The 23,722-nt window shown below is 33.8% G+C and carries 22 protein-coding genes, 1 tRNA gene and 1 other RNA gene; 16 read left to right on the top strand and 8 right to left on the bottom strand.

Annotation, left to right across the window (positions count from 1 at the left end; translation table 11 throughout):
* Window positions 1-158: 158 nt before the first annotated feature.
* Window positions 159-1,679, bottom strand: coding sequence for an aldehyde dehydrogenase (adh, locus tag AXG55_RS01525; RefSeq protein WP_148696389.1), 1,521 nt, complete (start codon window positions 1,677-1,679; stop codon window positions 159-161).
* A 174-nt stretch (window positions 1,680-1,853) separates the two neighbouring features.
* Complete coding sequence (locus tag AXG55_RS01520; protein ID WP_148696388.1) at window positions 1,854-2,501, bottom strand: helix-turn-helix domain-containing protein; 648 nt, start codon at window positions 2,499-2,501, stop codon at window positions 1,854-1,856.
* Between the two features lie 568 nt (window positions 2,502-3,069).
* Between AXG55_RS01520 and AXG55_RS01515 the strand changes: the two genes are divergently transcribed.
* Window positions 3,070-4,281, top strand: a complete 1,212-nt coding sequence (locus AXG55_RS01515) for a sensor histidine kinase (protein ID WP_148696387.1) — start codon at window positions 3,070-3,072, stop codon at window positions 4,279-4,281.
* 19 nt (window positions 4,282-4,300) lie between these two features.
* On the top strand, window positions 4,301-4,714 hold the full coding sequence (locus tag AXG55_RS01510) for a response regulator (protein ID WP_148696386.1): 414 nt from the start codon (window positions 4,301-4,303) through the stop codon (window positions 4,712-4,714).
* On the opposite strand, the gene mltA is transcribed toward AXG55_RS01510, so the two are convergent.
* Window positions 4,688-5,932 carry a murein transglycosylase A gene (gene mltA / locus AXG55_RS01505; protein ID WP_148696385.1) on the bottom strand — a complete coding sequence of 415 codons (1,245 nt, stop codon included), beginning with the start codon at window positions 5,930-5,932 and terminating at the stop codon, window positions 4,688-4,690. The two genes, AXG55_RS01510 and mltA, sit on opposite strands and share 27 nt — an antisense overlap.
* Window positions 5,933-6,116: 184 nt before the next feature.
* On the opposite strand from mltA, the gene crcB reads away from it, so the two are divergent.
* A complete protein-coding gene (gene crcB / locus AXG55_RS01500) occupies window positions 6,117-6,488 on the top strand; it encodes a fluoride efflux transporter CrcB (RefSeq protein ID WP_148696384.1) in 372 nt (123 codons plus the stop codon).
* 59 nt (window positions 6,489-6,547) lie between these two features.
* Here the strand turns inward: crcB and ssrA are convergent.
* Window positions 6,548-6,910: a transfer-messenger RNA gene (gene ssrA, locus AXG55_RS01495) on the bottom strand.
* A gap of 859 nt (window positions 6,911-7,769) precedes the next feature.
* Between ssrA and AXG55_RS01490 the strand changes: the two genes are divergently transcribed.
* The gene (locus AXG55_RS01490) at window positions 7,770-8,051 is read left to right on the top strand and encodes a hypothetical protein (protein ID WP_148696383.1); all 282 of its coding nucleotides are present in this window, start codon (window positions 7,770-7,772) and stop codon (window positions 8,049-8,051) included.
* Between the two features lie 73 nt (window positions 8,052-8,124).
* Here the strand turns inward: AXG55_RS01490 and AXG55_RS01485 are convergent, their stop codons facing one another.
* On the bottom strand, window positions 8,125-8,667 hold the full coding sequence (locus AXG55_RS01485) for a hypothetical protein (protein WP_148696382.1): 543 nt from the start codon (window positions 8,665-8,667) through the stop codon (window positions 8,125-8,127).
* 101 nt (window positions 8,668-8,768) lie between these two features.
* Here AXG55_RS01485 and AXG55_RS01480 point away from each other — a divergent pair, with 101 nt between their 5' ends.
* The 7 genes from AXG55_RS01480 to AXG55_RS01450 all read left to right on the top strand — a co-directional run bounded on the left by AXG55_RS01480 (window position 8,769) and on the right by AXG55_RS01450 (window position 15,499).
* On the top strand, window positions 8,769-9,569 hold the full coding sequence (locus AXG55_RS01480) for an inositol monophosphatase family protein (RefSeq protein WP_233231295.1): 801 nt from the start codon (window positions 8,769-8,771) through the stop codon (window positions 9,567-9,569).
* 68 nt (window positions 9,570-9,637) lie between these two features.
* Window positions 9,638-10,246, top strand: coding sequence for a hypothetical protein (locus AXG55_RS01475; RefSeq protein WP_148696380.1), 609 nt, complete (start codon window positions 9,638-9,640; stop codon window positions 10,244-10,246).
* Window positions 10,247-10,277: 31 nt separating this feature from the next.
* Window positions 10,278-13,052 carry a DNA topoisomerase 3 gene (locus tag AXG55_RS01470; RefSeq protein ID WP_148696379.1) on the top strand — a complete coding sequence of 925 codons (2,775 nt, stop codon included), beginning with the start codon at window positions 10,278-10,280 and terminating at the stop codon, window positions 13,050-13,052.
* Between the two features lie 96 nt (window positions 13,053-13,148).
* A tRNA-Met gene (locus AXG55_RS01465) sits at window positions 13,149-13,225 on the top strand.
* A 235-nt stretch (window positions 13,226-13,460) separates the two neighbouring features.
* A complete protein-coding gene (locus tag AXG55_RS01460; RefSeq protein WP_148696378.1) occupies window positions 13,461-14,495 on the top strand; it encodes a hypothetical protein in 1,035 nt (344 codons plus the stop codon).
* 100 nt (window positions 14,496-14,595) lie between these two features.
* Window positions 14,596-15,039 carry a hypothetical protein gene (locus tag AXG55_RS01455; protein WP_148696377.1) on the top strand — a complete coding sequence of 148 codons (444 nt, stop codon included), beginning with the start codon at window positions 14,596-14,598 and terminating at the stop codon, window positions 15,037-15,039.
* Window positions 15,040-15,049: 10 nt separating this feature from the next.
* Complete coding sequence (locus AXG55_RS01450) at window positions 15,050-15,499, top strand: macro domain-containing protein (protein ID WP_148696376.1); 450 nt, start codon at window positions 15,050-15,052, stop codon at window positions 15,497-15,499.
* A 63-nt stretch (window positions 15,500-15,562) separates the two neighbouring features.
* On the opposite strand, the gene AXG55_RS01445 is transcribed toward AXG55_RS01450, so the two are convergent.
* Window positions 15,563-17,575 (bottom strand): APC family permease, encoded by a 2,013-nt coding sequence (locus tag AXG55_RS01445; protein ID WP_148696375.1) that lies wholly within the window; start codon window positions 17,573-17,575, stop codon window positions 15,563-15,565.
* Window positions 17,576-17,601: 26 nt separating this feature from the next.
* Window positions 17,602-17,955 (bottom strand): DUF423 domain-containing protein, encoded by a 354-nt coding sequence (locus AXG55_RS01440; protein ID WP_148696374.1) that lies wholly within the window; start codon window positions 17,953-17,955, stop codon window positions 17,602-17,604.
* Window positions 17,956-18,183: 228 nt separating this feature from the next.
* Between AXG55_RS01440 and AXG55_RS01435 the strand changes: the two genes are divergently transcribed.
* From AXG55_RS01435 to AXG55_RS01420, 4 genes are all read left to right on the top strand, one after another.
* On the top strand, window positions 18,184-19,098 hold the full coding sequence (locus AXG55_RS01435) for a ParA family protein (protein ID WP_148696373.1): 915 nt from the start codon (window positions 18,184-18,186) through the stop codon (window positions 19,096-19,098).
* Window positions 19,099-19,190: 92 nt separating this feature from the next.
* Complete coding sequence (locus AXG55_RS01430; protein ID WP_148696372.1) at window positions 19,191-20,105, top strand: hypothetical protein; 915 nt, start codon at window positions 19,191-19,193, stop codon at window positions 20,103-20,105.
* Window positions 20,095-20,484 (top strand): DUF4870 family protein, encoded by a 390-nt coding sequence (locus tag AXG55_RS01425; RefSeq protein ID WP_148696371.1) that lies wholly within the window; start codon window positions 20,095-20,097, stop codon window positions 20,482-20,484. Before AXG55_RS01430 ends, AXG55_RS01425 begins: the two co-directional genes overlap by 11 nt.
* A gap of 94 nt (window positions 20,485-20,578) precedes the next feature.
* Window positions 20,579-21,451 carry a tRNA threonylcarbamoyladenosine dehydratase gene (locus tag AXG55_RS01420; protein WP_148696370.1) on the top strand — a complete coding sequence of 291 codons (873 nt, stop codon included), beginning with the start codon at window positions 20,579-20,581 and terminating at the stop codon, window positions 21,449-21,451.
* Between the two features lie 137 nt (window positions 21,452-21,588).
* Here AXG55_RS01420 and AXG55_RS01415 read toward each other — a convergent pair whose 3' ends face one another.
* Entirely contained in the window at window positions 21,589-22,335 is a 747-nt protein-coding gene (locus AXG55_RS01415) for a ribonuclease domain-containing protein (RefSeq protein ID WP_148696369.1), read from the bottom strand.
* Window positions 22,336-22,497: 162 nt separating this feature from the next.
* On the opposite strand from AXG55_RS01415, the gene AXG55_RS01410 reads away from it, so the two are divergent.
* Window positions 22,498-23,568 (top strand): IS3 family transposase, encoded by a 1,071-nt coding sequence (locus AXG55_RS01410; protein WP_148696368.1) that lies wholly within the window; start codon window positions 22,498-22,500, stop codon window positions 23,566-23,568.
* Window positions 23,569-23,722 lie beyond the last annotated feature (154 nt).

Genomic DNA, 23,722 nt, shown 5'->3' with positions numbered 1-23,722 from the left:
AATGCTACAAATTATATAATATCAAAAAAAATTTTTGTCAAATAAATATGAGATATGATTATATATTTTATTGGGGAGCAATTTTTAATTTCCAAATTAAAATAAAAAAAGGGGCGAAAAATCCCCTTTTTTTATTTTTTGCAATAATTTATTTATTATTAGAAAAATCCTAAAGAATTTTGATTATAACTGACTAAAATATTTTTTGTCTGCTGATAGTGATCGAGCATCATTTTATGATTTTCACGTCCAATACCAGATTGCTTATAACCACCAAATGCCGCATGGGCAGGATAAAGGTGATAGCAATTTGTCCAAACTCTTCCCGCTTTAATTTCTCTGGCAATTTTATATGCCATAGCAGCATCTCGAGTCCATAATCCCGCTCCAAGCCCATAATTAGAATCATTTGCAATATGCAAAGCTTCCTCTTCATTTTTAAATGTCGTTACAGAAACGACTGGTCCAAAAATCTCTTCCTGAAAAATACGCATATCATTGTTACCTTTAAAAACAGTAGGTTCAACATAATATCCTTCTGATAAAGCGCCCTTCAAAACATTCCTTTTTCCTCCCGTAAGAATTTGAGCTCCCTCATTTTTACCGATTTCAATATAGGATATTATTTTTTCTAATTGCTCTTGAGATGCTTGAGCACCTATCATAGTAGCAGGATCAAGTGGATTTCCCTGGCGAATGGATTTGACTCGCTTTAACGCTTTTTCCATAAACTCTTCATAAATGGATTCTTGAATAAGCGCACGCGAAGGACAAGTACAGACCTCGCCTTGATTTAAAGCAAACATCACAAATCCTTCTATCGCTTTATCTAAATAAGCATCGTCGTGCATTATGACATCTTTAAAAAAGATATTAGGAGATTTGCCACCAAGTTCTAAAGTAACTGGAATTAAATTTTGCGATGCATACTGCATAATCATGCGACCTGTTGAGGTTTCACCCGTAAATGCAATTTTTGCAATTCTGTTACTTGAAGCAAGAGGCTTTCCAGCCTCTAATCCAAATCCATTCACAATATTTAAAACACCGGGTGGTAATAAATCTTGAATAAGTTCAGCTAATAATAATACCGATGCCGGAGTTTGTTCCGCAGGTTTTAAGACAACACAATTTCCAGCAGCAATAGCGGGTGCTAATTTCCATACAGCCATTAAAATAGGAAAATTCCATGGAATGATTTGCCCAACAACACCAAGAGGTTCGTGAAAATGGTAAGCAACGGTTTCATTATCAATTTGTCCAATAGATCCTTCTTGAGAACGCACACAACTCGCAAAATATCTAAAATGATCAATTGCTAAAGGAATATCGGCAGCTCGAGTTTCACGAATAGGTTTTCCGTTATCAATTGTTTCTGCAAGGGCAAGTAAATTTAAATTTGCCTCCATGCGATCGGCAATTTTTAATAGAATATTTGAGCGTTCTGTAACCGATGTTTTTCCCCAAGCGTCTTTTGCAGAATGAGCGGCATCTAACGCAATTTCGATATCTTCGGAAGAGGATCTCGAAATGTTAGTGAATGGTTTGCCAAAAATGGGGGAAATATTTTCAAAATATTCTCCATTTGAAGGAGCAACCCACTTTCCTCCAATAAAATTAAAATAACGGCTTTTAAAAGGATTTTTAATATCATATTTTGACAGTTCTTGATCAAGCATGAGATATCTCCCGTATTTAATTTGTAAAAAAAGGCAGTGCAAGGGAAATGGAACTTTAAAATAATACATAAATATTTAATTTTGTAAACATGTCGTAATAATTAATCGTTTTTATTATTTATATTTTTTGTTTAAATAAGAATTGCATATTAATAAATTATAATGAGCGATTTTCTATTGATTATCCATGATTTCTTCTTGTTTTTTTCTATAACCTCTTTTTGATTTATTTCGTAAGCGTTCATATATATTATGCTTTTCATCTAAATCAATGAAGTCAGGATCGGATTTTTTTTCCAGCAATGCAAAAATATATAAATCAAGAAATTCATCACTAATACCAGGCATTAGGCTTAATATTTTTATAATTTTAGCAAGACGATTGCCATTTGTATTTTTACAATAAGTCTCAATAAAAATTCTTCTGTCTTCTCGATCCACATTAGCAAAACATGAAAGCAATATTTGTTCATTTTTTGATAAGTTACTCGCTCGCATTTGTGGCGGCTCATTAACAAGATAAGCAACAAAATCTGAGATGCTTTTACTGCCATTTAAATCAGCAAATTTTTTAATATAAGAAATCGCGTTAGCGATTCGTTCCTCACCACCGTCTTCAACTCTTTTATATTGTTGCTGAGAACAACCTAATTTAATTCCCATTTGTGCTTGAGTAAGCCGATTTGTTGCTCTAAAATTTATTAAAAAGTGAGAAAGTTGTTTTTTTATTTCTTCACGATCTTTAGAGAATAATTCATCATCATCTTCAATCTCATTTATTATTTCTTGAATCAGATTTGAAGTGTATTTTTTCTTAGCCAAGGCATATCTCCTTATATGAATAAGCAAATACAGATATCTACAATCAAATAAACTAAATTGATTTAAAAGCAAAATATTTTTAAGAATTATTTTCTACCCAATATAATTTATAATATTTGACTATGTCTTAATTTAAAGTGGCAAATTAGCTTACCATTAAATTAAAAATCATTTTAATAATTTATACCCAAGTTATGCTTAATATTGTATCGATTTCAATTTTAACATATTTTTTAGATATTTATATTAAAATTATTATAAAATGTTTGGTTGACATCTTATTTCAAAAATAATATGAAAAATTTGTGAATTTTTCCTGTTTTTTTAATACATAAAGAAATGGAAATATTCTCTACTTCAATAGAAATTAGCGATTAAAAACTTCTATTAATTCGTCTAATTTTGTGATTTTTTATTGAAGTAAAAAATCACAAATAAGTAAATTTTTTAGGTTTAATTGAATAGTCAACTTTCTTTAAGGAGAATACATTTAAAATACTAAAAATATTAGTAATAGTGAAATATTAATTTCACGCAAGCGAAAAAAAGTATTTTAAAGAAGAAAATTATGCTAAAAAAACTTAATAAAGAAGAAAAAAAAATAATTTTATTATTTTCACTATCTACTATAATTATATTTTCATTTCTATATTTTATAATAAATTTCCAAGATACAGCTAAGCAAAAAGAAGAGTTTATTACAAAAACGGCTCAGCAACTTTCTAAAAATCTTTCTAACGCGATGAAAAAAAATGACAATGTATTATCTAGTCATATTATACAAGAATCTACAATTTTAAATCATGTCAATTATCTTCAACTTAAAAGTAATGACAACAAAGAAATTTATAATTTTAGAAATAAAAATTTAGACTCTAGCTTTACAATTAAAAGTTGTAGCGAAGAAATAAATAATGAAATTATTTATTTCGAAAATAAAATAATTGGATCCTTAAGCTACTGTCGTTTAAGCTCAAGCTTAAATATAAAGTATTTGAACATATTAGTATTTTTACTACTCTTAATTACCTTATCTATTTTAATTGGCTTTTTTATCATATCTAAAAAGAATAATGAGAACTTTGAAATCGAAAAAAATCAAATAAAAAGCTTTATTGCCCATATTGCTAAGCTTTTTAACCATGATATTAGAAAACCTTTTAACCTTATGGCAATGCTTCTCCGAAATAATAATTCTCCCAATGAGAATTCATTAGAAAATAATCAAATTAATAAAATAATAATTGATGAAATTGAAAAATCAAAAATTCATTTAGAACAACTTATAGAAGACATTGTGCACTTCAGCACAAATTTTCAATTAAATAATGAAAATAATTTACTAACAGAAGCTATTAATAATTCAATTAAAAAATTGAAAAATAATAAATTTAATTTTACTGAAATTGCAAGCCTTGATGAATCTGTCATTCTCTCTATGGATAAGCATAGAATTGAAATTGCATTTACTAAAATTTTAAAGTATATTATAGATACTGATTTACCGGAAAATAAAATCAATATTGAAACAATGAAAGTAGATTTTAAAGGGAAACTTTATATTCAAATTAGTTTTTCCAATAAAAATTACCACATATGTGAAAAAAAAATAAAAATTGCGTTAAATTTATTTTACCTTGAAAAGACAAAAAATAATTTTGGCCTAGATTTGGCTATATGTAAAAAAATAACAGAAGCACACAACGGTATGATTAAGTACAAGTCCAAAAAATCAACCGGTACAGAATTCATAATGATTTTACCAATTCATTCATTTTAATTTTAGAGGAAATAAAATAATGATTAATGTTGCCATAATTGATGATGAAGATTTCTATCATAACATCTGGAAGCACTCACTAAGCAAGGATTGCCAATTATTTTCCTATAATGACCCTGATGAATTTATTGATAATAATTTAAATAATCTAAATAAATTTGAATATATTATTACCGATATTATGTATGGAAATATGAATATATTGAATATTAATTTTTCAAAATTAATAAGAAAAAATAAATTTAATAAAGACATAATTCTTTGCTCAAATTACAAACAAAATGAGGATGAACTTGAAAAATTTCATTATTATGATCTCATCCTTGAAAAAGATCGCCGCTATAGTTTATCTGAAATTAAAAAAAGATTGGATCATAATAGAATTAACTGGAGAGGGCGTCTCCAATCATTTAATGACAATATTATTTTGTAAATTTAAATAAGCACAACTGAATTTGGGAGCAAGAATATATAAATTTCCTTCTTGCTTTGTAATCCCTGCAATGTCTCCTGCCCGAGTTCCTTCACCCCAAAATACATCAATTCTTCCAGGCCCTTTTATGGCACCACCCGTATCTTGCACAAATGAAAACTGAGAAAATGGGGTGTTTTGAATTTCATTTTTTATGACTGAATCTCTATTGATTTTTGAAACATCAGGCATTTCAAAATTTAAAAGAGTTAATGTTCCTGCAGGCAATACGCGTTGATCGGCTGCAATACTACGCTCCGCCGTTAATTTCACATTAATATTTCCATAAGGACCATCATCTTCAAGATTAAAAAAAACAAAGGATTTATTAAAATTAAGAACTCTTTGCTCCTCTTGAGGATTTTTCTCTAACCAATCGCGAATGGCTTGCATGGAAACATTTTCTTTTGTGAGACTTCCTTCTTTTAGTAATAAGGAACCAATGGCCTTATACTCACGGCCATTTTGGCCGGAATAATGAATAAATTTTTTATTCCCATCAGGATAAATCAACAGTCCTGAACCTTGAATTTCAATAAAAAAGAGATCGCTCTTATTTTTTACCCATGCTATTTCAAGTTCTTTATTTGAAAGCTTTTTCTTATCTGCAATATCTTCACGGCTCCAATAGGGAACCAGTTTATTCTTATCTACCCGACCTCGAATGAATTTTCCTTTAAGATCAGGATTAAAATCTTCTAAATTTACGGTAACAATATCATGAGGTGTTTTATATACAGGAATATTATATTGTGAAGTTTTTACGGTACTGGCTTCTGCATAAGGAATATAATACCCTGTGTATAAAACTTTTTTATCATTATCAATCTTAATTTTATATAAATCAAAATATTTTTTAATAGCAAATTTAATGTTTGAAGATTGATCTAATTCATTTATCAATAAAGAGCTTGAACAAATATAATCTTTTGTTGTAAAAGAAATATCTTTTAATTTAAATATAGAGTTTTCTTTTTTCCGATTAAGCCAATTTAAATTTAATTGTAATGCTTTTTTAAAAAATTCTTTTTTTTCCATTTTTTCATTTATTGAAACTTCCTGCCAAGAAGCTTTTTCAAATAAATAATTTTGAGATGTTTTTATTTTTTCAGAAGTATTACATGAAACCATAAAAACAGGCGTCATAATTATTATATATAACCACGATATTTTATTCATAACTAAACTCAATATTTAGATAAATTAGATTACAATAAAGAACCATTATTCTTTTTGTAGGAGTATTTTTTACATATTTTAGATTTTTTTTCAATATTTAAAATTCAAAAATTTCATTTGTTTTCTTTAGATTAAACCTCTATTATTACTTAATAAATTAGTTAACAACAGAAAAGAGGTCTGTATGGAAATCATTTATATTGGAGTTTTTGGAATCATTGGGGTTTTTTGTAGGTACTTTTTTGTTACGCTAATGGAAAAACTTTTTCATATCCAACTTCCCTTGGATATATTCACTATCAACGTCATAGGCTCTTTTTTAATTGGTATTATTTATGTCCTTGGTATTGAAAAAGCACATTTGAGTCAGGAACTTAGACTGGGGATCATGGTCGGTTTTCTGGGAGGATTTACCACATTCTCATCATTTAGCTTAGATGCCGTCAAACTTTTTGAGAGTGCTAAATATTTACAATGTTTTTTATATAGCTTTTTAAGTCCTACCTTAGGAATTTTAGCAACTTTTTTAGGAATATTTTTAGCAAGAAAATTTTAATACTATTAAAAATTATTCTTCATGGCATTAAAAAACCCGCTTTAATGCGGGTTTTAATTTGGTGGAGGTGCCGGGGATCGAACCCGGGTCCGGATAGGCATCACAATTGGCGCCACATGCTTCTTCTTTCAAGATTTCTTACTTGATAGCCGGAGAAAGACGTCCTACTACACAAGCCAGTTCGATTGATAGGGATGCTCAGCTACGAACAGAAGCTGACGAATACCCGCACGTAAATTAGCGGCGATTTTGGATGCACGTGCTGCCGCACCCAAGTCACCGGCTCTGTGCTTAATTAGGCAGCGAGAGCGAGTTTAGTATTGTTGCCACTTCTGGCTGCCACAACGTTTTAAAGAGGCGCTGTAACCAACCCCTGCATGCTCCTTTCGCTCAACTCTCTCCGTCGAAACCAGTTCACCCCCAAAAGATACCTTAGAGCACATGCGGCTCTAAAGATTTTTAAAATTAGGTTATTTTAAACAAAGTATCAAGCGAAAAAGCAATTTTATCCTAGAATCGCAGAGGCAATGAGCTTCAAAAAATCAAAATAATTCTGGGAATATTGATATTTTAGAAGTTTTTTAGCAATCTTTTTTTTATTTTTGTTATCTTGACATCCACCTATCCATAGATGAAGAAATATTCAAAGAATAAGACACTACTCTAAGTAGGTAACAGGATTTAACTTAACAACACAAACTTTTGCTTCAATATTTCCTTTTTGGATCTGTACCTCGGCTGTGAAATTTCTCCAGAGAATTGATTCTTTAAAATTTTTGGGAAGCATTTTGGCTATAAAATGCGAATTTTTATTTTTTGTCATTTTAATGAATGATGGTTTACCATAAACAAGAAGAGCACTTTTTAAATATCTTAATTGTTACATCATTATTAAGGATCCTGAAAGAGATTCTTGCCTCATTAAACTTTCATTATTATGCTCAGATTTTGATCTCGCTGAAATCTCTAACCAATTTTTTGACTCTTTTAATAATCGATCCTTTTCTGAGTCTAAATACAAAATTTTTTTTTATATATTCAAATTAAACCATTTTTCTTTATTATGAAAAATTTTTTTAAGGATGTTTTCTATTTTTAAATTATTCAACATAGTAAGATGTCCTTATGCAAATAAAAATTGGACTTGACTATTTACATATCACAATATATTTCGTTATAGTTACCAGGTAGGCCAAAACTCGAATTAGGTTACAAAACAGACCAGGGTTCATGGCTGTTTTTTATTTTTAACTCTCTTTTTTTAATATGGAGAATATAGCAATGGCATTTAAAGCAATCCCACTTGTAGCCCTTTCTGCAATCTTACTTTCTGGATGTACAAGCACCTGCGGTTCTAAAACAGAAACTCCAGCTGCTGATGCACCTGCTGCTGCACCTGCGGCTCCGGCTGATGCTGCTGCTACTCCTGCACCTGCAATGCCTGCTGATGCTACGGCAGCAGCTCCGGCAATGCCTGCTGATGCCTCTGCCGCTCCTGCTGCGCCTGCAGCTCCGGCTGATGCTGCTGCGGCTCCAGCTGCTCCTGCAGAACAACCTAAATAATTTATTTCACATGAATTTAAAAAGCAGGTTCCTTAATCGAACCTGTTTTTTTTATCAGAAACTAAAATGAATCTTAAGCGATTGTTACTTTATTGTCGATCCATTCTCTTATTTTCACTAGCTCATTGTGAAAATTATCAGATATCCTTAATTCCATAAATGTTTTAAAAAGCTCGTCAACTAAGTTTGATAATAATTGAGAATAAACAATTCGCTGGCTAATATGCGCATGAGAATCTGCTTCGGAAATTGTTGGTAATCGTACTGTTCTTAAAGATAAGTCGTCGCCCAATAATGAGAATGTCCATTGTCTTTCAGAATCTTGTAAAATGAACTTTGCTTCATTTACAAGTTTTCCTGTGCCTAAGGCACTCCCTGCCTCAAAAGCATAGGCGGGTGTCCCGCCTTTTAAACTATTTTCTCTTACAGAACCGCTCGCACTGCTGAGCACAATTTTATCATCGATATAAAGATGAAATGTCCCATATTTTCCAATTGTCAGTTTATGATTTTGAGTTTCACTCTTAAACCAAAGCCAGGTTAAAAACTCTCTGCCCAAAAAAGCTCTATTTGTCTGGAGAAATTTGAGTTCTTCATGTAATTGCTCATTTAACATGTATAGGAAGCTCCTTTGCACAAACGCATTTTTGCGTTTTGATTCAAGATACACTAATACTCGCAAAGATGTTGAGCAATACGAAAAGAAAGGATTTTTGTATGGAATCAATCGACAGCATTTTTAGAACAGCGCAAATTTGTTCTGAACGCGCTTCTCAAATGAGCCTTGAATATAAACACGGAAAAGATCCCCAAAGTTTGAAAAGTGATAAAACTTGGGTCACTGCGGCAGATAAAGAAATTGAAAAAAAATTAAGAGAAATAATTTCTAAAAATCATCCTTCGCATCATATTTTAGGCGAAGAAGAAGGTGGTCAAATGGGTGAAGACGAAAATTCTTATACTTGGATTCTCGATCCCATCGATGGCACGTTCAGTTTTGTTCATAATGTGCCTTTTTATTCTTCACTCATTGCTGTTTTAAAAGGAAAAACTCCTATTATCGGATTTGCTTCATTACCCGCCTTAGACATCACAATGAGTGCCAGAAAAGGCCATGGCGCTTATATTAATAATGAAAAATATGAAAGATCCGCCTTGGTAGGAAGTTCGCATATTGAAATTATTGCAACAGCAGATCCTTATCGTTTTTTTATTGAAAAAAAAGAAAATATTCTTAATGTTCTATTTGGGAGTGAGAAGAAATCGCGCACATATCCTGACGCATTGGGGTATTATATGCTGCTTAGAGGTTCTGTACGCGCCTTTATAGACCCTAAAGTTGAAATTTGGGATGTGGCTCCTTTTCACGTCATCATGCCCGAAGCCGGATTTGCAATCCAGGATTGGAATGGAAACACAGAACTGAAAAAAGGAACAAGCATTTCATTTCCCTTAAACAAGCAAAAAATGCCTATTAATTGTGCAGATGTGCTTGAACTTACATCCCGTTTTGCATAATATCTAAATTAATGATTTTTTATTATTAATTTAATTCCAAATAATCATGCTAAAGGAAGTCTTCTGTTATGAAAAATACATTATGCTATCGTTTCACAACAATAATTCTTCCTTTTATTTTATTAACGCAAAGTTGTATTGTCACATCTCACCGAGAAAGAGTTCTTGAACAAAGCCAAAAAGAAACTCCAGCATGGGTCAAAGAAAATGAACAAGACAACATGGATAAAAACTCTGTCTCTCTCATTTATAAAAAATCAGGAATTTACAATTTAAATTTAGGTCTTAAGCAAGCTCAAACGGCGGCTGTCATCCAAACTTCCTACTTGATTATGAGCAAAATTCAAAAAACTTTGCTCAAAAATCTGCCGACCCCTTCCAATAACGCAAATAAAGAGAGAGACTCTCTTCTTAATGAACTATCTCAGGTCGTTAGCCAAAGTAGACTTGCTATAGGAAAACAGCCTGCCCTACCTAAGGATATTTACTGGGAGTATCTCGAAAAGGATACTGACAATGGTTCAGAAAGATTTTATACAATATGGGTTTTGCTTTCTGTCCCTAAAGTAGACTATGAGTCTGCTTTGACGACAACGGCACTCAGCCTCTCAAAATCTGAAAATTCAGACATAGCAGGGTTAGGCCAAAGCATTTTACAGCAAATAACCCCCCATTAGTTTCTGGGGCGTATAACGGACAAGGTGATATATGGATAAAGCTTCAAAGTGGCTCGTCATAACAGAAAAACCATCAGTAGCTGGGGATCTCGCAAAAGCTCTTGGTGGATTTGAAAAAAAAGGCGACTACTATGAGTCTCCAAAATACGACATCACCTGGGCTGTAGGCCATCTTCTGGAACTCCTGGAACCTGAAGAATTGGATCCAAAATACAAGCGCTGGCTTCTCCAGGATTTGCCTATTCTTCCTTCCGAGTTTCAATACAAACCTAAAAAAGGTCAAACAGAACGTCTCAATCAAATAAAAAGTCTCGCCAAAAAATCAGAAGTTGTGGGATTTATAAATGCCTGCGATGCCGGCCGTGAAGGTGAGCTCATATTTAGAGAAATATTTGATTTCTGTGGGCAAAAAAAACCTATCAAACGTCTCTGGCTACAAAGCATGACCCCCCAGTCCATCCGCAAAGAATTTAATACAGCAAGACCTGGCTCTGAATATGACAATCTCGGTGATGCCGCACGATGCCGCGCCGAAAGCGATTGGCTCATAGGAATGAACGCCACCCGCGCTGTTACAAAAAGATTGAAAACAAGAAACACAAAAGGTGTTTGGTCTGTAGGACGCGTTCAAACCCCTACCCTTGCTCTTATTGCAAAAAGAGAATTGGAACATTTAAAACACAGACCCGTTCCTTATTTCACTTTAGAAGGTCGGTTTTCAACTGCGACCCACGAATATTCGGGTGTTTGGTATGATCCCCACTTTAAAAAACCAACCGCTGTGGATGAAGACGATCTCCAATATTATTCTGAAAAAGAAGATCGCATATTTTCACAAGAACGCCTTGATGAAATATTAAACGATTTTTCCCTGCATAAGAAGAGCGCAACGGCTTCTGAAACAAGAAAAGAATCAAAAGAAATTGCTCCACAACTTTTTGATTTAACCCTCTTGCAAAGAGAAGCGAATCGAAAACTTGGCATGTCCGCTTCACGAACTTTGCAAGCGGCACAAAGACTGTATGAAAAACATAAATTGTTAACTTATCCTCGTACGGATTCGCGTTACCTTCCTGAAGATTATGTCAATTCTGTCAATGAAATTTTAAAGGAATTTTCAGCAATTCCTACTGAATTTACCAGTGCATGTAAAAAAATATTAAAATCAGGATTATTAAATAAAGAACGTATCTTTAATAATAGTCTTGTCTCTGATCACTTTGCCATTATCCCTACAGGTCATTTTCCTTCCGAAAAATTAGATGGTGACGACGCACGCATTTATAATCTCGTTTTAAAACGTTTTATTGCGGCTTTTATGCCTCATGCTGTTTGGGCAAAGGTCGAACGAATTACTAAAGTAGGTGCGCAACAATTTAGAACACGCGTACAAGATTTACAAGAGCCCGGTTGGAGAGAAGTTTACGGTCTCGATACCGAAGAGGAAAGCAAGCTTCCCAAACTAAACGAAAAAAATCCTGAAGCCGTCACTCCCGTTCAGTCCGAAAGCATGACACCGCAAACCAATGCGACCAAACCCCCCGCACGCCTAACCGAAGCAAAACTGCTGTCGCTTATGGAGCATTGCGGAAAATCGGTGATCGATGAAGAAATTGCGGAAGTCCTTAAAGATAAAGGGATTGGCACTCCAGCCACACGAGCAGAAATCATCGAAAATCTTATTGCGAAAGAATATGTCAGCCGCTACGGCAAAAGTTTAAGAGCCACTTCCAAGGGCATCCGCCTGGTCGACGTCCTCAGTCGTATTCCCGTTGACACCCTTTCCAAAGTCGAACTCACTGGTGAAATTGAATTCGATTTGCGTAAAATGGAAAAGGGACAAAAAAAACGCTCCGACTTCATGCAAGAAATGTTCGATTTTACAACAGAAATAGTACATAAAGCGCGTAGCTTTGAATACGACGCCATATATAAGAATGACCCTCCTCTGGGAGGTTGTCCGCAATGCCAAAAAGGCAAAGTATTTGAAGGCTTTTGGGGCTACAAGTGCAATCTTGCAGGCAATAGCAAAGAGAAAAAAGAAGGGGAATGCACCTATATTATTTGGAAAGAAAAAAACCAACGCTATATCGACAGAAGCATTGTTGAAGAGGTTCTGAGCAAAAAAATTGTGGGACCATTCGAATTTAGCAACTCAGCAGGCACCTCGCATTATGAAGAATATTTAACCCTTTCTCCTATTAAAGGCATTATTTTTTGCGAGGCTGATGGAACCCCAAAGGAATCCGCAACAGGGCATGACATTGTTGTCCTACATGAAGAAAAAATGCCTGAAACATTTTTAAAAATGCCTGGACTCGTCAAAGTAACAGAAAATGCCTATTTATGTGAATTTGGTGTAAAAATAGAAACACCTGAAATTCCTGAAACAACTGCAGAAGCAAAGCCCAAAAAAGGCAAAAAGAAAAAGGCCTCTGAAGACAATTCTGAGGAAAAACCCAAAAAGAAAAAAACTAAGCCTAAAAAAAACCTTATTTCACGAATGCCACGGATACTTTGCGGACGAGAAATGAGCCTTGAAGATTACAAATCTTTTATTTTAACAGGATCCACCCCCCCTATTGCCGACTTTAAGTCTAAAAAAGGAAGACCTTTTGCCGCCGCTCTTCACTTAAAAGAGAATGGAAATTTTGAATTTAAATTTGTTTCTCGCAAAGCCTTGTTAGGCGAAGATGAGACGAAAGCTCCTAAAAAAGCAGAGAAAAAATCGACAAATAAAGCAAAAGTCGTGCGTAAAACCAAAAAACAAGAAACCCTTTCCGGAGAGGATTCCTCCTCTGTATAGAAGAGGTATGGAGGGGTATTTTTTATTCGATGGAATTCCCCTTATGCAAGCTTGACTTTTATCAGGTATCATAATATTTGCTTCATTCACGATTGTGGCAGGGTAGCTCAGCTGGTTAGAGCGGAGGTCTCATAATCCTCAGGTCGGTGGTTCAAGTCCACTCCTTGTCACCATTCTCAATTCTTCTTGATCATTAATTTCATCTACAAAAAAAATAAATCTCAGCCTAACCAATTGTCATAAATAATAAAATCAAATTTTATATATTACAACATTGAAAAAAATAAACATAAAAAATATGTTATTGCGATTTTCAAAAATGAGTTAGTTTTTAAATAAATTTATTTAGAAAAAATATTTTTGAAAACAAAATAAGGATCAAATTATTTTATTGCTGAGAGGCTATGGATGGCATTTAGAAAAAATTCCTTTGGCACAGTTGTACAAGTATCCCATTTTCCAGATCAAGATATTCAATATGACAGAGATTTATTTGAAAACAAACTTTGTAATATTCATTTCCCATTACAAACTTTGCAAAAATATGCAGAACAAGAATATATCCTTCAAAATATGGTCAAAGGAGCTATTCAAGAATCCTTTATTATTGCTAAGAAAAATAATACTTCTATTGTAACAAGACCAACATCATTAGTTGCTTTTATGAACAATGAAGCGGGACATCCAACAAAACCCCAGGAAATTAAAAATAAAACCAGCAAGATTGAAGATCATATTTTGCATCCCAAAATCACACGACATGATATTGGTGCTGTTGTCCATTATAAACCGTTCCCTCAAAATGTCAGAACCCTTAACGAATTTAGAAGATATTCTGAGCTTCTCTGGAATACCGTTTACCAAACCGTAAAACACAAGATTTTAACAAATCACCAGACAAATCTCGTGAAAGTAAAACATCAGTTTGAATCCCGATCGCAAGAATATTTTGAAGAAAATCCACACTACAAGAAAGGTGGAAAATTTAGCCATACAGTGATTATTGATGAACCCTTTTTGTATTTACGCAGCGCCCCAGGAATCAAAATATATGGTGACCACGATTTATTTTGTTTCGCCGATTCTTCTGGCAAGATTCCACTTCCCATGCAAAACGATTTCATTCTTTTAGAATTACGTTATTCAAAAAGATTTCAAGCGCAGCATGGGCCTATTTATTACTGGAAACCCTCTTCTTCCTTTGAACGGGGAATAAAAAGTACGATTATGTCTTGCCACGACGTTGTCCAAGGAAAAGACCCCCTCATTGTAACAACACCCCAATGCGTACAACTTTGCTTTTACAATTCACAGAAAAATTCTCTTGAAAGCGTATGGGAACATCTTCGCACAAATACAACATGGCTTAGCTCGACCTACAGTGGCAAAAAGTTCTTAGAAACGTCATATAGCACACCAAAATTACTTCTTCGTGGAGGTTAAAATCTTCTTTTTGCCTCAAAATAGAATTATGGTAGCTTTGAATGGCAGTTAGAGAGTTTTCTGCTGCTTCATAAAAAAAAGTACGATGACAGGTGATGCTATGACAAAAGTAAATGCAATCAAATTCTATACTATTACTATCCTCGCTTTTGTCACCTTACTGGCTCCTCTGTTACCTTGGATGTCCTATGGGGTGGGTTCGAAAACAGGGATTGATATTGGTGGCAAACCAACCTACATTATTTTTATAAGCGCTCTATGCCTCATTATTTTTAATTTCATCATATTCAAAACAGATAAAATTCGAAAAGTTTTTTTATTTTTAGCTTTTCTGGCATCAATTACATTATTTACATTTTATTGCTATGAAATAATTCGCATTGCTTATCAAACTGTGATTGCTCAAAGCCTACCTGTAGAAATGTTTGGTGTTGTTTCTTTATCAGCAAAAGAAATAAGAGTGGGCTATGGTTTATGGGTAGGAGGCAGCGCTTCTTTATTATCAATGATAATTCATTTTGTTACTATGCGTTTACAAAAATAAGGGAGTCATAATGCTATTTCAAATTGTTGAAAACATTTTTGATTTATATCCCGAAGCAGTTGCTCATCCTGTAAATAGTATAGGTTTGAGCCACGATCTGTTATCAAAAAAAATCAAAAGAATTTGGCCTGATTATTATAGAGATTATGCAAGAGCCTGTTTAAGAAAACATTTAGAACCTTATCGCTGTTACCATTATCAAATAAATGCCTTATTTGGCACGAATCATATTATGACAATGACCATTCGAAATAATTGGCAAGAGAAACTAAAACAGGAATCTATGCGAGAAACAATTCAATCATTCATTCAACAATGCCATGAACAAAAAATCACAACAGTGGCAATCCCTATTATAGAATCCGTTCCTCAAAAATGGCTAGAGAGCGAAATCGAAAATGAAGCAAAAAAATATTATCATAATACTTTAAATACAGTTTATTTATTTAATAATTGTTAATGAATTTAAACAAATAAACTATATAAGATAAAATAAATTAACCTAATTAATGTATGATTTAAATTACTCAGACATTAAAAAGATAACAGGCCGCACATCATCTTCTTCGGTTGATTCCCAATACTGAACAAGAACCTTATAGGTCAAAATTCCAATTTCACCTTCTCCAAATAAAACATAAGAAATAGCTTGCTCCATAGCATTTTTTCGAGCAAGGCCTAAATAAATAGCTATGGGATCGATTTGTTCGCTAATATAAGCAACCGTATTTGAAATAGCGACTGCACCCGACACTTCAATTAAAAAATTATTCGTATTATTAAACATACGCGATACTTTAATGACAAGCGGGGTTTTAAATTCGCTGCGATCATCTCTTAAAGAAACAGCGAGAAATGCTAAAGGCTCATCAATTTTATAATATTTTTTAATCTTTTCTTCTTTGCGTTTAAACCATTTCTTATCGCCTGAAGAAATAGGAACTAAATTCACTTTTTTATTTTTAATTTGATTCCATAAAACTTCCGATGTGCCTCCCACGATATTATGTGACTCAACGCGCAATTCGAAAGCACGACGCCAACGGCTCACAGCACTTGCAAGCAATATTAATATAAAAAAGAGACATGCAATAATAAGACCATCAGGACGTGCCTTAATATTATCGCCCAAAGTAAAAGCAAAGACTAAAGAAACAAAACCAAAATATAATATTTTTAATTTTAATCTACCTGAAGGGTTAAAATTATTTTCTTTTTTAAGCGACAAAGTAACAGCAATTGCTGCCGACAAAATGAGTGCTAATACTCCTGTGGCATAAGCCCCTGCTTGTGCATTGATATTTGCTTTAAATGCAATTAAAATGAGTATGCTGATAAAAGTAATTATAACGACTAAAGGTCTCCTTAAAGCAACCCATTGCGGAGCCATTCCAAAGCGTGGCAAATAACGAGGAATAATATTTAATAGTCCCGCCATAGCCGAAGCACCTGCAAACCAAAGAATAATAATCGTCGAAAAGTCATAAAATGTACCAAATATATCACCTAAATATTTATGTGCTAAATAAGAAAGAGCTCTCCCTGCTGCTTCTCCGCCGTCAACAACTTGAGATTGTTTTAATAATACCGATGTCACAATACTTGAGGTGATTAAATAAACAGACATAATTAAGGCAGAACAAAGCAAAAGTTTTTTTGTACCCCTAATTCTTCCTAAAGGAACATATGAAATATGCTCATTCTCTTTATGATGTTCTTTTGTATTATTTTTTATGAGTGGCATAACAGAAACACCCGTCTCAAAACCACTCAAACCCAGAGCAAGCTTCGGAAAGGCGAGGGCAGAAATAATGAATAAACCAAACCAATCTGTTTTAAAAATAGGTTCAGACATCCAATTATATAGCAATACAGGTTCTTTAATAATAACAAAAACAGAACGGATAATAACTATTAATGTTAAAAATAAGAAAGGTATAGTACAAGAAATAGCGACGACTATGGCTTCTTTAAAGCCTATAAAAAAGACCACACCCAAAGCTAAAAGCATACATATGGCTACACTTAAATTGTTATGACCTACAAATTGATTGATATAAGGATTTTCAACCATATGCGCTGCGGCATCCGATGCGGACAAAGTCATCGTTATAAAAAAGTCCGTTACGGCAAAGGCAATTAATCCTAAAACACAAAATTTGCCACTCCATCCGCTTAATAAATTTTCAAGCATGGCAATGGAACCTTGACCAGTATAGGATCTTTTCGCCACTTCACGGTACGTAGGAACCGCACCAAATAAAGTAACAAGCACAAGAAGAAGTGATGAAAAAGGAGCCATAGCTCCTACAGCCATTAAAGCAATGCCAGGCTGGTAAGCCAGTGTAGAAAAATAATCAACTCCTGTAAGGCTTAAAACACTAAACCAGTGATAAGTTTTTTCTTGAACATGAACATTTTGATTACCCTTAAAATAAAAGCTTCGCGTCAAGAAATAGGATAATTTTGATACAAAACGTTGTGTCAAATTCTCTTTTTTAGGGGTGTCATCTTTTCTTTTTTTATCTTTTTCCATAAATCCTCAGCCAAGTAAACAGCCCGTTATTTTGAAATTTGCTTTTTCACATCCCAAAATAGAAATGCCCACCCTAACAAGAACAAACTTCCTCCAATCGGAGTGATTGCTCCTAGAATCGGTATATTTAATAAAACGAGTAAATATAAAGATCCTGCAAAAATTATAGCACCACTGGCAAAGCAAAATTGTGATCTTTTTTTGTTTGTGACATAAAAGGAAATCAATCCCGCAAGAACATGGATAAAAAGATATAATGTTGCTGTTTTCCAATTTTCTAGCATAGCTTCTGTTACTTTATTTTTAAGACCATGAGCACCAAAAGCTCCCAAAGCAACACTTAAAAACCCTAAAATAGAAAATAATCGTGGGTAAAACATGATAGTTCCTTAAGAATGGGCTAAACTCCGCCTGTCAATATTTTGACGTTATTGTGGCATGTTACTTAGCAAGTAACAGCAGAACAATCTGGTTATTTGCAAGGTATAATATAAAAGGCTTTTCTTCTTTAAAGGGAAGCAAAACCTTTTGCATATTAAGCATAATTTAAAAACGATTCCACAATCACAACGTCACAAATCGCAATTTGTCTTCATTAAGGAGTCTAAATGTCAGAAAAAAAAGTAAAAAGAATTGGCGCAACAAAATCTAATATTCCAAAAATAATAACAAAAAATTATGATAAGCCCCAAAGCGTGCGGATTATATCTGTTTGTAATCAAAAAGGAGGGTGCGGTAAGACAACAACAGTCATCAATGTTGCGGCTGGATTAGCAAAATTAGGACAGAGAGTGTTAGTAGTCGATCTCGATTCCCAATGCAATGCGACAACAGGCCTTGGCATTGACACCAGTGAAATAGAAAAAAGTGTATTTGAATTATTAGTTGAACCTAAAAAAACAAATTTAGAAGATGTCATTCTTGAAACTCAATATGAAAACTTACATATTGCTCCTGCCTCTATTGAGTTATCCGAATTTGAAAGCAGAATGGCCGGAGAAATTGGTCGCGAAAATCGACTTAAAAAGGCGTTACTTCCTCTGCACTCCTTATATGATTTTATTATTCTTGATACTCCACCCAGTCTGGGCTTGCTCAGTGTGAATGCCTTAAATGCCGCAAATGAAGTACAAATTGCATTACAAGCACATCCTTTTGCTTTTGATGGTTTAAATTTATTATTAGAAACTATCAGTCTCATTAAAGAAGAACTAAATCCAAAACTTAAAATCACAGGTTTGGTTGTTACGATGTTTGACTCAAGAACAAAACTTTCTCGAGAAATTGTTGATAAGGTTATGAATATCGAATTGTTAAGTAACTGTGTCTTTAAGACATGTATTAGACAAAATGTGAAACTTGCCGAAGCCGTTAAAGCAAGAAAATCTGTGTTAACTTACGATCCTTCCTGCACTGGAGCTGAAGATTACTTATCTTTAAGCAAAGAAATCTGTTTACAAAATATCTCGCAAATAACACCCGATGTGACAGCAAATAAGAATATAGAAACTACTGTCGAATAATTTGATGTGACGTCACATCATTTAAAATTAAAAACAGATTATAAAATACTTTGAGAATTTAATTTCTTAAAAAAATGAAAGGAAAATACCAAATGGATACTTCAAAACCTAAAAAAGCACTTCGTGGACTTTTTTCACGGACAGAGCCTGAACAACCTGTAGCCGAAAAAATAGAAACGAAAACAATAACTCCACAACATATCACCATAGAAGAAAAACCTCTTTTAGTTGAAAATGTGCAAAATAAAAATACTGAAGTTTTAGAAGATTACCAATTAAATACCAAACCACTTAATGAAACTCCGCACAGTAAAGATGCAGAATTTACCGTAACAAAAATTCAATACAATTTTGACCGCCTCAAACAAGAAAGAAACAAGTGGGATAAAAACGAATACATTTCACTTTTACATCGCATTGACAATGCACAAACTGAAGCCTTCTTTTTAAAAGGAAAATTAATTGGAGAAATTAAAGAGCGCTTTTATGAAGGAAACAGAGTGGGATGGAAAAATTTTTGTGATGAAAATTTAAATATGAACTATACTACTGCAAATCAATATATTCGTGTTGCCGATGAATTTGAAACCTATTCGCAGCAAAGAACAGATTTTGGATTTGAACATTTCAAAGCGTTACTTCCCGTTCCTTCGCAAGAACGAAACAAAATCATCGAAGCGCTTCCTTCCAGTGTCAGTGTGAAATCGTTAAGAAACATTGTTTCAAATAGTCTTGCTAAAGAAAAAAATGATTCAAAGCAAAATATAAATAAAACAAATATCAAACACATCAGCGATAATTTAGAAAAAGTTAAAATTCAATTAGAAAACTTAAATGTTCAAAGTTTAGAACAATCCGATAAATGGAGCCTCTTAGGCGCCTTCCAAAATCTTTCTGAAGAAATGGCAAGGCTCTCTGAAGTTCTTTCAAAACCCTCAGAACCACGCTATAGTTCAAAACATGTGGGCGCCACATCTGCCCTGTCTGAGGATGAATATGCAACATAATAATTACTTTAATAATTCAAGCTCCCATGTGCCTGTTAAAAATTCGACACAAAATATCGTTACAGCAGTTTATATTTTGCAATTGGTTTCTATATTTACTGCCGGGTTATTTGCCCTAATCCCACTCCTTATGTGCTACCTATTTCGTCACCAAGCAAAAGGAAGTTGGTTGGATGGGCATTTTCGCTGGCAAATTCAAACCTTTTGGTTTTCTGTCCTCTTTTTTGCTCTTGCCTGGCTCTTTGGCCTCATACCCTTCTTAGGATGGCTTATTTCTGTGCCCTGTTTCCTTTTAGGAGTTGCGGTTATTTTAGTACGCACTTTTAAAGGATGGAAAAAGCTCAATATCCAGAAACCACCACAAAATCTCATTGAATAATTAAAAAATGAATTGCATTTCTAAATTTTTATACATTAATAAAGATAAAAGCTGAAAAAAGCTTGTTTACTTTTTTGCATAGTAAGGACATTCCATGGCATTCCGAAATCACCGTTTTAGCAGATTAGAACTTCTTGTGGGAAAAGAAGGACTCGGCCGCTTTAGAAATCTTCATGTTCTCATTGTCGGAGCCGGCGGAGTCGGAGGCTATGCAGCCGAAGCCATTGCGCGTTCAGCCGTAGGGAAAATCACACTTGTCGATCACGACGAAGTTTGCGTTACCAACGTCAATCGGCAAATTCATGCCTTCACAGATACCGTTGGTAAAAAAAAGGTTCAACTTCTGGTTGATAGACTGCAAAAAATAAACCCCCTTGCAATCTACCATGGCATTGACGAGCATCATCACCCTGATAAGGGCGACTTTATTTTTGAAGAAGCGGAAAGACTTGCAGGACAACCTGTGGATGCTGTTATTGATTGCATTGACACCCTTATTCCCAAAGTCGATCTCATTGCTCGCTGTAAAAATAAAAATATTCCCATTTGGAGCTCCATGGGCTCCGCAAGCCGCATGGATCCCTCACAAATCAAATGTGCCGATATCTCAGAAACCAAAGTAGATAAATTTGCTAAGCAAATTCGCTTGAAATTGAGGGAAGTGGGAATCACCAGCGGTGTGCGCGTTGTTTATTCTACAGAGGAAGCCATCGATCCCGAACAAGCTGTCCCCGGTACAGAATGGCAGTGCATTTGCCCCACCATTGAAAAAGAATTTGGTGCGTGCCAACACAAACGCGTGATGCTTGGAACAATTAGCTACCTTCCTCCTATTTTTGGTTTGTGGCTTGCTGGTGATCTTTTACAGCATTATTTACAAGGAATTGACTTTAAAAAGAGAGAAACTTTCGAAAAAACACCTACTTTTGACGAATTTCAAAAGGTTTTAAAGCTTGGGCAAGCCTAATTCTGCTAAACTCAATGATGTGACGTCACATCATTGAGAAATAATAAATTCAATTCATAAATCCTAAAACAGCCAAATAAATGACAGTAGGAAATATTTGCTGGTCAATAGATAAAAAATTGGAAAAAATAATTTATTTAGGGAAAATAATCTGTATTTACAGGAGGGTACAAAGGAATAAAACTATGATAATGATCCAATGTCATCCACCTTTTTCCCGAATTCCAATCGACAATAATTCTTTTTGCATCACGAAATTCGCCGTTACTTGGATTAATATCCACTTTATAATAATCGCCACTTAAAGGAAGAATCTTTTCAAGATTGAGATATTTATCTGCTTTTTCAAACTTAAAATTGTTTGAAATATCTATTGCTCGAATAAAATCCCTAAGAATTTGCTTATTATTATCTGTTCTAACAATAAAATAGTCTTTGTAATTTTGAAGATTAATATTATCAGTGCATATTTTTCCGTTGGCGTTAATCAAAAATATCTCTCTAGGAGGTTTGGAATTACTAGAACTCACGCCAACAGACTTATATTGTCTACCAAAAGTATTTTTGCATATCGAAACTAAAGTTTCACAGATTTTTATTCCGTCTTCTTTAGCAGATAATTTATTGTTATTAATTCTATTTAAAATATGTTCGACTTCTTCATCAACATAGGGATCAGAGTCATTTCTAATTCTAAAAATACCTCTTATTTTAAATCCAAATGTACTTTTACTTACCCATTTAAAATTTTCATGCGTACTTGGTCTTGCCCATCTACTTTTTCCTCTATCATCTGTGCAAACTAAATAAGACCCAGCACTGTATATGAATTGCTGAGTTAAAATTAATATCATTATTAAAATAAATTTTAAAATTTTACTCATAGTTAAATCTTGATAAAAATTAATTAAAATTATACCAACTTGGTTATATCATCGTCATTTCACTTTGAAATATGAGAAAAAGTTAAAACTTTAAATAAATTTTTCACCATAGATACTGATCTGACCCAGGTTTGTTGGACGCAATTTTTAGCGAGGTGTTTGATGAAAGATAAGGTTTCAAGTCAGAAAAGTGTTCGTAAAAAGTACAGCCCTGAATTCAAGGACAGGGCTTTAGCCTTATCAGATAAGGTTGGTGTGGCTCAGGCAGCCAGAGATCTCGATATCCCATCACCAATGCTTTATTCTTGGCGTACCAAACGAGATCAATGTGGCCAACCTTTAGAAAATAAAAAGCTCCAAGAAGCAGAATATTCAAGATTAAAACGTGAAAATGCCCGCTTAGAGGAGGAGTATTCTATTATAACAATGTGCCGCGTTTTAAAGGTTTCTGCAAGTGGATATTATCATTGGCTCTCAAAGCCAATTACAAAGAGAAAGCAAAGAAATAATTTTTTGTCCGAAAAAATCGAATTTTATTTTTTGAAAGAAAATCGACGAGCTGATTATCGCAGAATTGCAAGGCGGCTTAAAAAAGGAGGAATTCTTGTAAGCGTTAACCATGTTGCAAAATTAATGAAGGCAAAAAGTTTGAGAGCAAAAGCCGCAAGAAAGTTTAAAGCAACAACAAATAGTAAACATTCATTACCTGTGGCTCCAAATCTTCTTGAACAGAATTTCGAAGCGAATATTCCAAATCATAAATGGGTTTGCGATATTACCTATGTTTGGACAGAAGAAGGCTGGATTTATGTTGCAACAGTAATGGAGCTTTACTCAAGAATGATTATTGGCTGGTCTATATCAGACAGGATGACAGCAATACTTGTTGTTAATGCACTTGAAATGGCTTTAGGAAAAAGAGGTTATCCAACTGGCGTTATCGTTCATTCTGATAGAGGAAGTCAATACTGCTCAACTATTTATCAGAAATTGATTAAGGATAATTCTCTCATTTGTAGTATGAGTAAACGAGGTGATTGTTTTGACAACGCGGCAATCGAAAGCTGGAATCATAGCTTTAAGGTTGAAGCAATTTTAGGAGAGAAATTCCAGACTAGAAGTGAAGCAGTAAATCATATTTTTGAATATATAGAGGTTTATTATAACCGAGAACGGTTACATTCAAAAATTGGTTACTTGAGTCCAAAGGATTTTGAATCTATGGTGGCATAGCAATGTGTCCAATTTATGTGGCTCGGATCAGATAGTATTGTTATCTTTAAATACTATGAAAATATTTTCATTCATAATATATTCCATTAATATCCCTTCTTATAAAATAAAAAAGAGGAATACAAAATTGCAAACCTCCTTTTTCAATTATTTT

It is taken from the genome of Silvanigrella aquatica (genome assembly GCF_001907975.1).
Lineage (GTDB): Bacteria > Bdellovibrionota_B > Oligoflexia > Silvanigrellales > Silvanigrellaceae > Silvanigrella > Silvanigrella aquatica.
This window is presented reverse-complemented; position numbering and strand designations above follow the sequence as displayed.